Genomic DNA, 14,814 nt, shown 5'->3' on the forward strand with positions numbered 1-14,814 from the left:
AGGTCGCAAGCCTTCTTCGATGAGCGATACGTCGCACATAATTCTGGGCACAGAATTACATCTGAAAGACGAGGCCATCTCAGCCGTACGACAAGTTTGAATACTACATAGGAATAGTTACCCAATTTGAGAGAAAAGTACTACGCGCCAAATAATTGCACTTAAAAACCTGCACCGCTATACCTACAACACACTTACAACACCTGATTACCTGATACCCACACGCCATATCCGAACAACCAATAATTAAATGGCAGCCCCATGTCGAACTTAGCGAACGGTCACTCATTCGGTATAGCGACCCCCCACTTCAAGTCCTCGATGATGGCCATGCAGGCCTATCTAACATCAGGGGCGACCCCGCATGCCGTATTAAGTGCAGCCGTGTCACTGACGTATAACCTCCCGCACTTATGCGGCCTGGGAGGCGACGCAATTATCATGCAATCAACCCCCCATAACCTGGCCATCTTCAACGGAACGGGCAGAACAGGTTTTCACCAGCATCACGACAACTACTTGCATAAAGGCCTTGTATCAATTCCTCGCAGAGGGATTTACAGCACCATGATCTATGGCTGCCCTTCAGCTTATGATCGATATACACGCCTACATGACATCGACTTGAACGGCGTATTTAAACACCTGCACGACAATGACTTGAAACATGGCGTGGTGGCGTCCAGCAGTTTGATTCAGGCGTTTGATAACAGCACTAAAGACTCACTCAGGCAGACACGATTTTCACAATGGAACAAATACTTTATTCAACAGCAAGATCCAGCGCCCTTCTACCGTCAAACCCTGGCCACTTTGGCGCGTGAAGGTTTTGCATCCATGTACAGGGGGCAGTTGGCGGCGCAGGTATTTGACGCGCTGTCGACCTGCGACCCGCATTTGTATACACCTGAAGATTTTTCCGACTTTACCCCTAACCCCTTTGAAGTAAAAAAAACCACCTTCATGCACGCCAATGTCACGGCGCATGGCAGTAACAGCCCATGGAAAGAGCTGTTCCTGCTCTTGAAAGTCTACCAGTGGAGTGCCGAAGACACGGCCTTGCTCACACCGGCACAGCTCTGTACGGCAGCCGGGCTGATCGACAGCTGGGTGGCATCGCCGCTTTCTTCAGAGACGCACAGCGATGACAGCCTGAGCCAACAGGCCGCCCTGATCTATCAACAGCTCAAATTCGACAACCCCGAACCTGTGCCTCAATTGTCCAAACCCTCCCACACCATCTTTATGGCATGTGCCGAGGCCGACGGGACCCTGACCGGCATAACCAACTCCATCTTTACCCCCCTGGGGTCACTGTTCGAGATCGATGACACAGGCATTATCCTGAGCAACCGGGCATTCTCATTCAATGGCCCCCATCTGGGTTCGACCTTCAAAGGCAACACAGCCGCCAAACACACCACCAACTGCGTGCGCGTCACCACCGATCACCTGGAATTTATCATTGGTACATCCGGGGGGCCTGTGCAGTCCCAGACACTGGCGTACGTCATCTACAAAATTATCGCTGAGCAATGCCCGGTTCAAACCGCACTGTCGAGCCCGCGCTTTGCCAATCTGGGCCGGCACCCGAAGACAAACGGCATTACCTATTTAAGCGAATCCGCACAAACGAACCCGATATTTACCTGTACTCACGGGCTATCCGATAAATTCGGGGTGGTACAGCTGGCTGGCATCAACACCCTGACCGGTCAGGTGTTCGCCGCTGCAGACCCTCGTGGCAGCGGTGTGGCGCTGGCGGTATGAAGGCTCACAGTTGCGGTTCAGGCCATGCAGCCATACTGACTGTCGCCAGTGCTTTCTTTCTGGAAGTACTGGATGCAACCATCATGCTGATGGCCATCATCCCCATGGCCAACGACCTGGGCGCCAGCATCAGCGGCGTGACACTGTCACTGGCCACCTATCTACTGGCCCTGGTCTTGTTCCTGCCCCTGAGCGGGCATTTGTTCAACCGTTTCGCGCTTGCCCAACAATTCCTGTGCGGCCTGGCGATTTTTTGCCTCGCCTCCCTGGCCTGCGCCATCAGCCAGAATATTTACCTGCTGTGCATCGCCCGCCTTGTCCAGGGCTTTGGCAGTGCGTTGGTGGTACCTGCCGGACGAGCCTTGATCCTGGCCAACACCCCGAAGATTGCCATTCCCAAAACCATGGCCTGGCTGATTGCGCCTGCGCTCGTCGCCCCGATGGTTGCCCCCTATATGGCCAACCTGCTGTTAAACATCGGCAACTGGCGACTGATTTTTGCCTCTATCGGACTCTTTGCCGCAGGATTGATTATTGCCTGCCGCATCACCCTGTACTCACTGCCTGCCCCTGAAACCCCGCGTTTACAGCTTGATAAACATGCCTACGCACTATGGGCACTGTCCTCATCGGCCTTGTTCATGATGTTTATGGCGGCTTCGAATAACTGGCTCTTCTGCAGCGTTCTGGCCGCAGGTGCAATGCTCTATGGCAGCAAACGACTGTGCACAAGGCTGCACCAGCACGCGAAGGCGCAATTGTTTGATTTGTCCTTGCTCAATGATCCGGCGTTCAAGTTCAACATTTTCTCCGGCAGTTTGTTCCGTATCAGCATTTATGCATTTCCAACGCTGCTGATTATTCACCTCATGAAAAACTCGAATTATTCGCCCGTTTCGATTGGCCACTGCCTGTTGTTTATTTTCGCCGGCAACCTTGTTTCAAAACCACTGGCAGTCCGGCTATTAACGGGCTGCCGCTGCCTGAAACGCTATTTCATCTATTCGGCACTGACGACATCCGTCACGTTGGGCCTGTTTCTTTTCCCGCCACTGCTCAGCCAACTACCGGCACTGTGGTTGATGTGTTTTCTACACGGTTGCGCACGCTCATTTCAATTTCTCGGCTACTCATCCACCGCACTGCGCAATGTGCAACAGCACCGCATGCATCACGCCAATATCCTGATCAGTTCGGTGATGCAACACAACGCCCTGATCGGCCAGGCAGTACCTGCCCTTCTGAGTGCCTTCTTTATTCCCGAACACCTGCCGTTCTTCACGATCGGCATGTCCACCGTGACGCTTGCGTCACTTCTTACCGTGCTGGGCGCACTGCGCCTGCCCAACTCAAACAGGAGCCATATCGACCCCATGCACTTCAAGTCCGATTAACGGAAAACCTGGGTATGTCCCGTACTCATGTGGTGTTACGCAAGGAGCTGAAGATGAAAGCATTGACGTTGAAAACCACCGTTGAAATTCCGATAGAGGGCGTTCCTCAACTCACCCGATTTGTGTCATTTGAAGGTGTCGATAAAGAACACTTCGCGCTATTGATTGGTGACTGTCAAACCACTCCCGTACTCACCCGGGTTCATTCCGAGTGCCTGACAGGCGATGTATTCGGCTCAAAGCGTTGCGATTGCGGCGCCCAGCTCAAAGAAGCCCTGTCGCAAATAGCCGCGCGAGGGGGTGGCGTATTGATCTATCTGCGTCAGGAAGGGCGCGGTATTGGCCTGTACTCCAAGTTCGATGCCTACCTGCTGCAAAACCAGGGCATTGATACCTTCACTGCCAACGAGATGCTCGGGTACGCCGATGACTTGAGAGAGTTTGAAAGTGCGGGGGCCATGCTCAAGGCCCTGCATATTCATCACATCGACCTGATTACCAACAACCCGGCAAAAATCCTGGCCCTGGAAAATTGCGATATCACCATCAATACCACCCTGCCCTCCGGGGTTTTCCTGACCGTCGAAAACGAGGACTACCTGCGCAGCAAAATCAATAAAAAACACCATACGATCAACTTGAAAAACAAAAAATGGTGATCGCAATGAGCACTTACATTCTGAATTTTTCACCTACAGGCATGCTACCAACAAAGCAGATGAACCCCCACACACCCATCAGCACCTCAGAAATTATCGACGATGTATTGATGGCCGCCGAACTGGGTGCGTCCATTGCGCACCTGCACGCCAGGGATCAAAAAACCGGCGAACCGACCTGCGACCTCAACACATTTGCCACTCTCTTCGAAGGCATCAGAAAATATAATAAACAACTGATTTTATGCGCCTCACTCAGTGGTCGAAACATTTCCGATCCGACTCTCAGAGCGCTGCCCCTGTCATTGGACGGTGACGCAAAACCCGATATGGGTTCATTGACCTTGTCGTCCATGAACTTTTCCACGCAGCCCAGCATTAATGCCCCGGCGACAATCAACTACCTCGCCGAACAAATGGCGCTAAAAGGCATCTCGCCCGAGGTTGAGATATTTGATAGCGGCATGTCGAACTACCTGCATTGCCTGATCAAAAAATCGTTAATGCCGCCCACTGTCTACGCCAATATTTTGCTGGGCAATATTTTTGGCGCACAGCCCAGTTTTGCGCACATGGCAGCCATTACCAGCTCACTGCCGGGCAATGTCGTCAGTTCTTTCGCCGGGCTGGGCAGCTATCAACTGCGCAGCAATACCCTGGCTCTCGCCTCTGGTCACGGCATCCGCATCGGCCTTGAAGACAATATCTGGCTCGACCATAAACGCACCACCCTGGCGAGTAATCGCAGCCTGCTCGAGCGCATCACCGCCATTGCCAACCTGCAGGAGTTGACACCCGCCACCCCCAGGCAGGTCAGGGAACAACTAGGACTGCAACCTGGACAAGGTCGCTATGGCTTGCCCCCTATCGTTGACTGATACGAGGAAACAGAAAATGGAGAATGTCTGGTTTACTCCCGAAAATTATCAACGCACCTCCAAAAACCTGCAGAGACGCTGTTTGAAACTATTGCTGTCGTTCGCGCCCCCCCAAGGCACATTGCTGGATGTCGGGTGCGGAACCGGTAATACCCTGCTCTTCACGGACAAAGAAAAGATTGAGCAGTACGTGGGCATTGATATTTCCGCTGACATGATTGCGTACGCCAACCGCGCTCATGCAGCACCCAATATCAGATTTATGGTCAGCGACTTCCTGGACTGTTCCCTCGAACACTGGCCAGCGTTTGACGCAGCCGTCTGTGCCGCCTGCCTGCATTGGTTTATTCCCAACGAACAAACCGTTATCGATAAATTATTCAGGGCTTTGAAACCGGGCGGTTACTTATATTTATCCTGTGCGTTCGACTTCGATTATGTACAAGGTGAGCGATCAATCCAGGAGCGGGTGCTGACCGCTATCCGCCAGCAATACCCCTGTATTGCCGAGCCCGTGGTATTCGATGATTTCAGGTTCAACAGGCACTCCCTTGTCACGGCACTTCACGGTTTCGAGATCATTCGCTCGCACCGTATCGAGGAACCCGTGCACTTCAAGACGTTTGAAGATTTCAGGGATTGGCACCTGGGTAGCGGCTCCGTGGTCTATGGCCAGTTCGAAGAAAGCGTCCGCGACCTGGCAATCGCCGCTTACTATCAAAAACTCTATGAGCACTATTGCGCCGCAGAATACAAAACCGCGTATTCCACTGGCTTGATGCTGCTTAAAAGGAGGGCTGCCTGATGTATACCGGAATTGTTCAAGGCACTGCCCGGGTGCTGTCGGTGCACACGCAGGCTGGGCACAAACGTATCGTCCTGGCCCAGAAAGCCTCTCTATTCGAAAACGTTGATATCGGTGCCAGCGTGTCGGTCAACGGCACCTGCCTGACCGTCGTTGCCTACTCTGCAGGCACCGCGACGTTTGATATTTCTCACCGAACGGCCGAAATCACGACACTCAAACACTTGAGTATCGATGAGCAGGTCAATATTGAACGCTCACATCGAACTGGCGATGAGAATGGCGGGCACGCACTGTACGGCCATGTTGAAAGTACCGCGCAGGTCGTGTCGTGGCAGCCACTGGGCGAAACGGTGACTGCGCAACTCCAGCTGGATGCGTCGACCTTTGCCTACCTGTTCAAAAAGGGTTTTGTCGGTATGCATGGCTGCAGCCTCACCATCGATAGCCTGGATGAAGAGCGGCACTGGGTGACGGTCAACCTGATTGCGCAAACACTCGCCCTGACCAATTTGAGCAGCTTGCGGGTGGGCGACCGGGTCAATATCGAAATCGACCAGACCACCCGCACCCTGGTGGATACCCTTAGGACTACCCTGGCCCGCCTGCTCCCGGGAAACCTGTAGCGTGCGGCAAAGCAGTCACCGTTGATGCCATCGCGCGCAGGCTCGCTCCCACGACAGTGCTGTAAGCACTCCGGCTGTGTGAACGACACAAAACCTGTGGAAGCTGGCTTGCCTGCGATGCAAGCGACAAGGTCTTGAGAGCAATCACTCAATACCCACCTGATTACGCCCATTCTTCTTGGCCAGGTAAAGCCCCTTGTCCGCCGCCGAAATCAGCTCACGGCAGTTGCTACCCTGCTGCGGGGTCATGGTCGACAGGCCAATACTGATGGTCAGGCTGGAGCCTGCTGTCGGCGAAATATGCGGGATTTTCATCGCTTCAACCGCCATGCGCAGTTTTTCTGCCACCAGCCGCGCGCCGCCCTGGGAAGTGTTGGGCAGTACAATGGCAAATTCCTCACCGCCATAACGGGCCGGCAAGTCAGATGGCCGGCTGCTGGCATCACGGATGCCCGCCGCCACCTTGCGCAACGCTTCATCGCCGTCCAGATGGCCAAATGAGTCGTTGTATGATTTGAAGTAATCAACATCGATCATCAACAACGACAATTGGTTCTGCTCACGCATGGCGCGACGCCATTCCAGCTCAAGGTATTCATCAAAGTGGCGGCGGTTGGACAGCCCGGTCAGGCCATCGGAGTTCATCAGCCGTTGCAGCACCAGATTGGTGTCCAGCAATTGCTGTTGGCTGACCCGTAGCGCACGGTAGGCAGCATCACGCTGCAACAGCGTCATGTAGGAGCGCGAGTGATAGCGGATACGCGCCACCAGTTCGATGTTGTCCGGCAGCTTCACCAGGTAATCATTGGCCCCGGCCGAGAACGCCGCGCTTTTGATCAACGGGTCCTCTTTGGTGGACAACACGATAATCGGGATATTTTGCGTCGCCGGGTGGTTGCGGTATTCGCGCACCAGGCTCAAGCCGTCCAGGCCCGGCATCACCAGATCCTGCAAAATCACCGTCGGCTTGATGCGGATAGCCTGGGCAATGGCCTGGTGCGGGTCGGCACAGAAGTGAAAATCAATGTTCTGTTCAAGGGCCAACCCTCGGCGCACGGCTTCGCCGATCATTGCCTGATCGTCTACCAGCAACACCATGGCCGCGTTTTCATCAGTTTTAACGTCGTCCAACTGCAAGTCGCTCATGCGCGTTCACCTGAATTACTGCCTTCAAGCCACTCTTGCCGGGTTCTACCAGTCATTTGGCAAATTTCTCCAGCAAGCGTGGCGCAATCTTGTCCAATGGGCGAATCTCGACTGCGGCATCGATGGCCGCTGCCGCTTTGGGCATTCCGTACACCGAGCTGCTCTGCTGATCCTGGGCAATGGTGAGAAACCCCTGCTGGCGCATGAGTTTAAGACCTTGAGCCCCGTCACGCCCCATGCCGGTCAACAGCACTCCCACCGCTTCACCATTCCAGTAGCGGGCAACACTTTCAAAAAAAACATCGATCGATGGCCGATAAATCTCATTGACCGGCTCGGCGGTGTAAGCCAGCGTGCCATTTTTCAATAGCCTGATATGGTGATTGGTGCCCGCCAGCAGCACAGTGCCCACCTGCGGCGTCTCCCCGTCGCGGGCCAGGCGCACATCAAGTCCGCACGAAGTGCTCAGCCACTCGGCCATACCTGCAGCAAACACCTGATCAACGTGCTGAACCAGTACGATAGCTGCCTCAAAGTTTCTCGGCAGACCTTTAAGCAGGGTTTCAAGTGCAGCCGGACCACCTGCCGACGAACCGATGGCCACCAGCCCTGCCCGCACACCCGGTACACGAGCATGGGTCACTACCGGCTTGACCCGTTTCTCACTCTGCCCCATCAACCAGCCAACATTGAGTATCTTGCGCAGCAAAGGCGCCGCCGCCTCTCTGGGGTTGCTGCCGCCCAGCACGGGGGTATCCACCACATCCAGCGCACCAAAGCCCATGGCCTCAAAAACACGGTGCACATTCTGCTCGCGGTCGATGGTGACAATCACAATCGCACAAGGGCTTTCAGCCATGATCCGGCGCGTGGCCTCGACGCCGTCCATGACCGGCATGATCAAGTCCATCAGAATCAGGTCCGGGGTGTTCTCGGCGCACAGGCGCACCGCCTCCTGACCATCACCGGCAACCCAGATCACATGGTGCGCGGGTTCGAACGCCAGCGCCCGGCGCAAGGCCTCAACCGCCAGGGGCATATCGTTGACGATGGCGATTCTCATGTCTGGGCTCCACCAATGAGTTCAACCACTGCGTCGAGCAGGGCATCGTCATGGAAACTCGCTTTGGCTAGATAATAGTCGGCGCCTGCATCCAGGCCGCGCCGACGGTCTTCTTCACGATCTTTGTACGACACCACCATCACCGGCATTGATTGCAATCGGTTATCGCGACGCAACAGGGTAACCAGTTCGATGCCATCCATGCGCGGCATATCGATGTCGGTAATCAACAAATCGAAATGTTCGGCACGCAGCGCGTTCCAGCCGTCCATGCCGTCAACCGCCACAGCCACTTCATAACCACGGTTAATCAGCAACTTGCGTTGCAGTTCGCGCACCGTCAATGAGTCATCCACCACCAGAATACGTTTGCGGGTCAATTCGGCGGTGTGCCGGTTACGCCGGTCGATACGCTCAAGACGCCCGGTATTAAGCAGTTTGTCTACCGAACGCAGCATGTCTTCGACATCTACGATCAGCACCGGTGAACCATCATCCAGCAAGGCCCCGGCGGAAATGTCCTGGACCTTGCCCAGACGCGGATCAAGGGGCAGGACCACCAGGGTGCGCTCGCCGATAAAGCGCTCAACGGCCACGCCATAGACCGCGTCGCGTTCGCGAATCACCACCACCTTGAGGGTTTCGTCATCGCTCTGGCTGGCAGGGCGCTGCAACAATTGGCTGGCGGCAACCAGCCCCACATGGCGGCCTTCATGCCAGAAGTGCTGACGGCCTTCGAGCTGCACGATGTCGTCGGGCTCAAGGTCGCGCATGCGCTCGATATGGGCCAGCGGGAAGGCATAGGCTTCGTCGGCCACTTCAACCACCAGGCTGCGCACCACCGACAGAGTCAACGGCACTTCAAGATGGAAGCGGCTGCCATGCTGGGGGGTGTGCTCCAGCACAATGGCACCGCGCAACAGGCGCACCATATGCTGTACGGCATCCAGCCCCACACCGCGCCCCGATACTTCGGTGACGGTGTCGCGCAGACTGAAACCGGGTAAAAACAGAAAGGTCAGCAGCTCTTCTTCGCTCAGTTGCGCCACCGTCTCCTCGGTGGACAACTGACGCTCGACGATGGTGCGACGCAAACGGTCCAGATCGACACCGGCACCGTCATCGCTCAACTCCAGCACCAGCAGACCGGCCTGATGGGAGATGCGCAGGCGGATCAGGCCTTCGGCCGGTTTACCCGCCAGCAAGCGCTGTTCCGGGGTTTCAATACCGTGGTCGACGGCATTGCGCAATAAATGGATCAAGGGTGCTTCGAGCTTTTCCAGCACGTCGCGGTCAACCTGGGTTTTCTCGCCTTCGATTTCCAGGCGGATCTGCTTGCCCAGGGCGCGACCCAAATCACGCACCATGCGCTCCTGCCCGACCAGCACATCGGCGAAGGGCCGCATGCGACACGCCAGTGCAGTGTCGTAGAGCAATTGCGCACGCTGGCCAGCCTGCCAGCAAAATTCGTCAAGTTCGGCGGTCTGCTCGCTGAGCAGGTGCTGGGACTCGGCCAGCATCTGCCGGGCATCGACCAGTGCCTGCTCGGCTTCATGGCTGATGCCCGAGACCTTGAGGTGTTCATTGAGCGTGTCCATGGCCCGCAAGTTGGTGCTTTGCATGCGTTTAAGCCGTTGCAATGTCACCAGAAAGGGCTTGAGGCGCTGGGTTTCCACCAGGGATTTGCTCGACAGATCGAGCAGGCTGTTAAGGCGCTGGGCCGTGACCCGCAGTACCCGCTCGCCGCTTTCGGTCAGACGCTGGGGGCGACGTGCTGGCTCCGCTGCCGGCTCGGCTGGCACCTCGACCTGACGCTCAACCACAGGTTCTGGCGCAAATTCGGGTACTGCTGGCGAGGGCATCAACAACAGCTGCGACACGTCAAATTCGGGCGGCGCCACCCGCGCACCGGGGGCAGACGGATCCAGCAGCTCATTCATGTGCGCCACATAGGCGTCGATGTCGTGAGGCGTGACAGTGTTGCCGGGGGTGGCAATGCGCATCAGCAGGTCGGTACCTTGCAACAAGGCATCAATGTGTTCGCGTTGCAGGTACAAACGGCCTTCCTGGGCACTGACCAGGCAGTCTTCCATGACATGGGACACGCTGACCCCGGCATCCACCCCGACAATCCGGGCTGCGCCCTTGAGCGAGTGGGCCGCGCGCATGCAGGCTTCCAGCTGGTCAGCCTGGGTCGGGTTGCGTTCCAGCGCCAGCAGGCCTTCGTTGAGCACCTGGGTTTGCGCCTCGGCCTCCAGGCTGAACAGCTCAAGCAGCGAGGCGTCGCGCATTTGCTCGGGGGTCATGTCAGGCTCCGGGTGATTGCGCTCAACAGTTGCTCTTCATCCAGTAAACGCAGGCTGCGGGTTTTCCACTGCAGCACACCCCGGGTGTATTTGGCGCTGACATGCTCGCCGGAGAGCGATGCAGCATTGATGTCGCCCTCGGCAATATTATGAATGCCATCCACCTCATCCACCGGCAGCACCACGGCTCCACCGTGGGCGGCCACAATCAGCATGCGCGGCATCACCCGCTGCGAGGAGGCTCCCGGCGTGGCTGGGTCAAGCCCCAGCAGTTCAACCAGCGACAGGCACGGCACCAGAGTACCGCGCACATTGGCCACACCGCGCAAGGCCCGGGAACGCTGGTGCGGCAGGGAGTGAATGGTTTGCATCGGTGCCACTTCATCCAGGCAACGCGTGGGCAGCCCCAGCCACTCCTCACTCAGGCGGAAAATCACCAGTGAGCAGGTTGCAACCTTTTGCTCATGGGCCTGCGGGGCATAAAGCTCCTGGCTTTGCTGCTCAAATGAATAGCGGTCGAGCAAACGGGTCGCGGCAGCAGCATACGTGTCGCAGTTGCGGCAATGGATATGCTGGGGCAGCAACGGGCAGCTTTTGTCACCGTAGATGCCAATGCGGTTCCAGCAGTCATCAATGGCCTGCGCTTCGGAGTGAATCAAGCTCTGTGCTGCTAAAGCGCTCATTGTTTACGCTCACTTTGAGTGGAACGCCCGTTACGGGCTGCGCGCTCGTGCAAGCGCCGGGCGCCTGCTTCATCGCCTTGTGAAGCCAACAGCGCTGCCAGATGGGCCAGCGCTTCCGAATGCTGGGGTTCCAGGTACAGCGCCTTGCGATAGAAGCCCTGGGCCTCTGAGGTCTGGCCCTGCACATCGCTGAGCAGGCCCAACCAGTAAAACACCTCGGCCTGCGGGTCATGCCGCTGCAAGAACTGTTCGCAGACCGCACGCGCCTCAAGGCTTTTGCCTTCATTGGCCAGGCTGGCAATCTGTTCAAGCAACAGACCCGGCCCATCCACTGGCGAAGCCGATTTTTGCCCGATCGGGGCTTGCGCGCGCGGGGCAAAAGGCCGGCTGGCCGGTGTCGGCACAGGCGCTGGCGCTTTTGGTCGTGCCAGTGGCTTGAGTTCGGCAAGCACAGGGCGCGCTGCCGGCAATGGCTCATGATTGTGGCAAAAGGCAAACGACTGCGGAGCACCGATCGAACGCATGCCCAGCCGGTTGAGCAAGCTGCCTTCGGCCGGACCTATAAATAAAACACCATCATCACGGGTCAGGCGCTTGAGCACATCAAGGGCCTGCTGCTGGGTTTTAAGATCAAAGTAGATCAACAGGTTGCGGCAGAACACAAAGTCATAAGGCTCGTGGCTGGCGAGCAGTATCGGATCCAGCAGATTGCCTGCGGTGAAGCTGACCTGCCCGCAGACCCGCTCCGACAACTGATAACCATCGCTCTCGACACAGAAGTAGCGCTCACGAAAATCTGTTGGCTGACCTCGAAAGGAGTTTTTGCCATACAGCGCGTTTTGCGCACGCTGCACCGAAAGCGGACTGACATCCAGGGCGTCGACCTTGAATTGGTGTGCAGCAAAGCCGGCATCGAACAGTGCCATGGCAATCGAATACGGCTCTTCGCCGGTCGAACACGGCAGACTCAGGATACGCAACGGGCGTCGGCTGCCGATTTCCGCCAGGCGCTGCCTGGCCAGGCGGCCCAGGGTGGCAAAGGATTCGGGGTAACGGAAGAACCAGGTCTCGGGCACGATCACCGATTCGATCAGGGCTTGCTGTTCATCCTGGGAACTGAGCAGGCGCTGCCAGTAGCGATCGTTATCAGCCATGCCCAATGCAATGCAGCGCTGGCGTACGGCACGTTCGATAATCGCCGGGCCGACCGATGCCACATCCAGGCCGATGCGCTGCTTCAAATAGTCAAAAAAACGCTGATCAAGACTCATGGCGCCACCTGGACGCAGGTGTCATCTTCGCCCTGGGCAAAAAGCAGAGCAGACACCGCAGGGCTGAGCAGATCGTCGACACTTAACCACTGCAACAGCCCGGCCTCATCTTTGCGCACCGGTCCCAGGTAAGGCGCATCGCGGTTATCGACACCGTAGGGCTGAAACTCCGCCGGATCGCAGCGCAAAGTGTCACTGGCCTGTTCAAGCAACAGGCCGAGCAATTGCCCGCGATAATTGACCAGCACCAGCCGGGTGCTGGTGCGGGCTACGGCGGCGGTTCCAAAGGTCATGGCACTGATATCGATCACCGGAACCATTCGATCACGATGAGCAAAAACCCCCGCTACCCACTCGGGGGCATGGGCTATGGGCTTGAGTGGCAAGCGCGGCAACACTTCGACCACATCGCCAGCGGCCAGTGCATAGCGCTCGTTACCAATATAAAACACCAGAAACAGGCGTTTTTGCGACACCTTGGCGCCCGGTTTTTTGGCTGAAAGCTCGCTCATCAGACTTTGAAACGCGAAACGCCGCTGCGCAACCCAACGGCAACCTGACTCAATTCGTCGATCGCGAAGCTGGCCTGACGCAGGGACTCAACGGTCTGGCTGCTGGCATCACCCAATTGCACCAGCGCAAGGTTGATCTGCTCGGCGCCCGTAGCTTGAGCCTGCATGCCTTCATTGACCATCAGTACACGCGGCGCCAGGGCCTGAACCTGATGGATGATCTGCGACAGCTGCTCGCCCACTTGCTGCACTTCGGACATGCCGCGGCGTACTTCTTCAGAGAACTTGTCCATGCCCATCACGCCCGCCGACACTGCCGACTGAATCTCGCGCACCATCTGCTCGATATCGTAGGTAGCCACGGCAGTCTGGTCGGCCAAACGGCGCACTTCGGTAGCAACCACAGCAAAACCGCGGCCGTATTCACCGGCTTTTTCAGCTTCAATGGCCGCGTTAAGCGATAGCAAGTTGGTCTGGTCGGCGACCTTGACGATGGTCACCACCACCTGATTGATGTTACCGGCCTTCTCGTTGAGGATCGCCAGTTTGGCGTTGACCAGATCGGCAGCCCCCATCACCGAGTGCATGGTTTCTTCCATGCGGGCCAGGCCCTGCTGCCCGGAACCGGCCAGGATCGAGGCCTGGTCGGCTGCCGAGGTCACTTCGGTCATGGTGCGCACCAGGTCACGGGACGTGGCGGCAATTTCCCGGGAAGTTGCACCTATTTCCGTAGTGGTGGCTGCGGTTTCAGTTGCTGTGGCCTGTTGTTGCTTGGAGGTAGCGGCAATTTCCGTAACCGACGTAGTGACCTGCACCGAAGAGCGCTGGGCCTGGGACACCAACGTAGTCAGCTCGGCCATCATGTCGTTGAAGCCGGTTTCCACCGCGCCAAACTCGTCCTTGCGCTCCAGATTCAAGCGCGAGCTCAGGTCACCGGAACGCATCACTTCCAGAATCGTGACGATACGCTGCATCGGCGACATGATTGCGCGCAGCAACAGGAAGCCACACAGCGCTGCTGCAAGTACGGCAATAACCAGGGAAATGATCATGCTGATCTTGGCAGTCAATACGGCGTGACCAATATTGTCAGTGGCGAGCTTGGCCGACTCGCTGTTGCCTTCAATGATGCTGTTGAGCAACTTGCGGCCTTCCATCCAGGCTGGAGCCAGTTGCTCACTAAGCACCTTGTGGGCCTGGGCGTAATCCTTGTTCTGATAGAGATCAAGAATTTTCGCCAACACCACGCCGTACTCTCCATGCAGACGCTCGAAGTCGTCGAAGTGGGCCCTGTCTTCACCTTCAAAAATAGTGCCGCGATAGTTATCCAGTTCTTTGTTCAAGCGGTCTTCGTAGCTGGCGTACAACTTGCGGTCTTCGTTGGTCAGGTCACGCTGATTAAGCGAGCCCACCAGCTCCAGGGTCAGGACATAGCTGTCGACCCAGGCGCTACGAATCATCGAACTGTAATAGACCCCAGGAATCGAGTCGGTTTGCACCTTTTCTTCACTGGTTTCGATCGACAGCAGGCGCGAGTAAGACGCAACAACCATCAGCAGCATAATGGCGATGATTACAGCAAAGCTCGCCAAGATGCGTTGGCGTAACGTCCAGTTCTTCACAGTCGATCCTCGGGTGCCATTCAAATGAAGGTGAGTATAGCCGAGGGTAAGCAATGATTCGTACAGGCGTTGAGACAGA

Annotated in this window: 13 protein-coding genes; 6 read left to right on the plus strand and 7 right to left on the minus strand. The window is 56.7% G+C overall.

The window, feature by feature from the left end; genetic code table 11:
- The first annotated feature begins 330 nt into the window (after positions 1-330).
- The 6 genes from HBN79_RS11610 to HBN79_RS11635 are packed head-to-tail and all read left to right on the plus strand — an operon-like array spanning position 331 to position 6,132.
- Entirely contained in the window at positions 331-1,770 is a 1,440-nt protein-coding gene (locus tag HBN79_RS11610) for a gamma-glutamyltransferase (protein ID WP_262372442.1), read from the plus strand.
- Positions 1,767-3,164 (plus strand): MFS transporter, encoded by a 1,398-nt coding sequence (locus HBN79_RS11615; protein ID WP_130872009.1) that lies wholly within the window; start codon positions 1,767-1,769, stop codon positions 3,162-3,164. The genes HBN79_RS11610 and HBN79_RS11615 overlap by 4 nt, the downstream gene beginning before the upstream one ends.
- Before the next feature lie 14 nt (positions 3,165-3,178).
- Positions 3,179-3,823 (plus strand): GTP cyclohydrolase II RibA, encoded by a 645-nt coding sequence (gene ribA / locus HBN79_RS11620; RefSeq protein WP_232527636.1) that lies wholly within the window; start codon positions 3,179-3,181, stop codon positions 3,821-3,823.
- 5 nt (positions 3,824-3,828) lie between these two features.
- Complete coding sequence (locus HBN79_RS11625) at positions 3,829-4,701, plus strand: 3-keto-5-aminohexanoate cleavage protein (RefSeq protein ID WP_095001395.1); 873 nt, start codon at positions 3,829-3,831, stop codon at positions 4,699-4,701.
- Positions 4,702-4,717: 16 nt separating this feature from the next.
- A complete protein-coding gene (locus HBN79_RS11630) occupies positions 4,718-5,506 on the plus strand; it encodes a class I SAM-dependent methyltransferase (protein ID WP_165446516.1) in 789 nt (262 codons plus the stop codon).
- The gene (locus HBN79_RS11635) at positions 5,506-6,132 is read left to right on the plus strand and encodes a riboflavin synthase subunit alpha (RefSeq protein ID WP_095018188.1); all 627 of its coding nucleotides are present in this window, start codon (positions 5,506-5,508) and stop codon (positions 6,130-6,132) included. The genes HBN79_RS11630 and HBN79_RS11635 overlap by 1 nt, the downstream gene beginning before the upstream one ends.
- Positions 6,133-6,276: 144 nt before the next feature.
- Here the strand turns inward: HBN79_RS11635 and HBN79_RS11640 are convergent, their stop codons facing one another.
- Genes HBN79_RS11640 through HBN79_RS11670 form a run of 7 tightly spaced genes read right to left on the minus strand, consistent with a single transcriptional unit; the run spans position 6,277 to position 14,735 of the window.
- Positions 6,277-7,278: a diguanylate cyclase gene (locus tag HBN79_RS11640; protein ID WP_095001271.1), complete on the minus strand. Its 1,002-nt coding sequence runs from the start codon at positions 7,276-7,278 to the stop codon at positions 6,277-6,279.
- A 52-nt stretch (positions 7,279-7,330) separates the two neighbouring features.
- Positions 7,331-8,341 carry a chemotaxis response regulator protein-glutamate methylesterase gene (locus HBN79_RS11645; protein ID WP_095001270.1) on the minus strand — a complete coding sequence of 337 codons (1,011 nt, stop codon included), beginning with the start codon at positions 8,339-8,341 and terminating at the stop codon, positions 7,331-7,333.
- Entirely contained in the window at positions 8,338-10,647 is a 2,310-nt protein-coding gene (locus tag HBN79_RS11650; protein WP_095018190.1) for a hybrid sensor histidine kinase/response regulator, read from the minus strand. Before HBN79_RS11650 ends, HBN79_RS11645 begins: the two co-directional genes overlap by 4 nt.
- The gene (locus HBN79_RS11655; RefSeq protein ID WP_095001268.1) at positions 10,644-11,330 is read right to left on the minus strand and encodes a chemotaxis protein CheW; all 687 of its coding nucleotides are present in this window, start codon (positions 11,328-11,330) and stop codon (positions 10,644-10,646) included. Before HBN79_RS11655 ends, HBN79_RS11650 begins: the two co-directional genes overlap by 4 nt.
- Entirely contained in the window at positions 11,327-12,601 is a 1,275-nt protein-coding gene (locus HBN79_RS11660) for a protein-glutamate O-methyltransferase CheR (RefSeq protein WP_095018191.1), read from the minus strand. Before HBN79_RS11660 ends, HBN79_RS11655 begins: the two co-directional genes overlap by 4 nt.
- Positions 12,598-13,113 (minus strand): chemotaxis protein CheW, encoded by a 516-nt coding sequence (locus HBN79_RS11665; RefSeq protein ID WP_095020557.1) that lies wholly within the window; start codon positions 13,111-13,113, stop codon positions 12,598-12,600. The genes HBN79_RS11660 and HBN79_RS11665 overlap by 4 nt, the downstream gene beginning before the upstream one ends.
- Entirely contained in the window at positions 13,113-14,735 is a 1,623-nt protein-coding gene (locus tag HBN79_RS11670; RefSeq protein ID WP_095001265.1) for a methyl-accepting chemotaxis protein, read from the minus strand. The genes HBN79_RS11665 and HBN79_RS11670 overlap by 1 nt, the downstream gene beginning before the upstream one ends.
- Between the last annotated feature and the right edge of the window lie 79 nt (positions 14,736-14,814).

Origin of the sequence: Pseudomonas sp. WS 5051 (genome assembly GCF_012985715.1) — a bacterium.
GTDB lineage: Bacteria > Pseudomonadota > Gammaproteobacteria > Pseudomonadales > Pseudomonadaceae > Aquipseudomonas > Aquipseudomonas bubulae.

Coding starts and splice junctions, on each gene's coding strand:
- HBN79_RS11610 (WP_262372442.1), top strand. CDS start 331: ATGCAGGCCTATCTAACATCAGGGGCGACCCCGCATGCCGTATTAAGT.
- HBN79_RS11615 (WP_130872009.1), top strand. CDS start 1,767: ATGAAGGCTCACAGTTGCGGTTCAGGCCATGCAGCCATACTGACTGTC.
- ribA (WP_232527636.1), top strand. CDS start 3,179: ATGTCCCGTACTCATGTGGTGTTACGCAAGGAGCTGAAGATGAAAGCA.
- HBN79_RS11625 (WP_095001395.1), top strand. CDS start 3,829: ATGAGCACTTACATTCTGAATTTTTCACCTACAGGCATGCTACCAACA.
- HBN79_RS11630 (WP_165446516.1), top strand. CDS start 4,718: ATGGAGAATGTCTGGTTTACTCCCGAAAATTATCAACGCACCTCCAAA.
- HBN79_RS11635 (WP_095018188.1), top strand. CDS start 5,506: ATGTATACCGGAATTGTTCAAGGCACTGCCCGGGTGCTGTCGGTGCAC.
- HBN79_RS11640 (WP_095001271.1), bottom strand. CDS start 7,278: ATGAGCGACTTGCAGTTGGACGACGTTAAAACTGATGAAAACGCGGCC.
- HBN79_RS11645 (WP_095001270.1), bottom strand. CDS start 8,341: ATGAGAATCGCCATCGTCAACGATATGCCCCTGGCGGTTGAGGCCTTG.
- HBN79_RS11650 (WP_095018190.1), bottom strand. CDS start 10,647: ATGACCCCCGAGCAAATGCGCGACGCCTCGCTGCTTGAGCTGTTCAGC.
- HBN79_RS11655 (WP_095001268.1), bottom strand. CDS start 11,330: ATGAGCGCTTTAGCAGCACAGAGCTTGATTCACTCCGAAGCGCAGGCC.
- HBN79_RS11660 (WP_095018191.1), bottom strand. CDS start 12,601: ATGAGTCTTGATCAGCGTTTTTTTGACTATTTGAAGCAGCGCATCGGC.
- HBN79_RS11665 (WP_095020557.1), bottom strand. CDS start 13,113: ATGAGCGAGCTTTCAGCCAAAAAACCGGGCGCCAAGGTGTCGCAAAAA.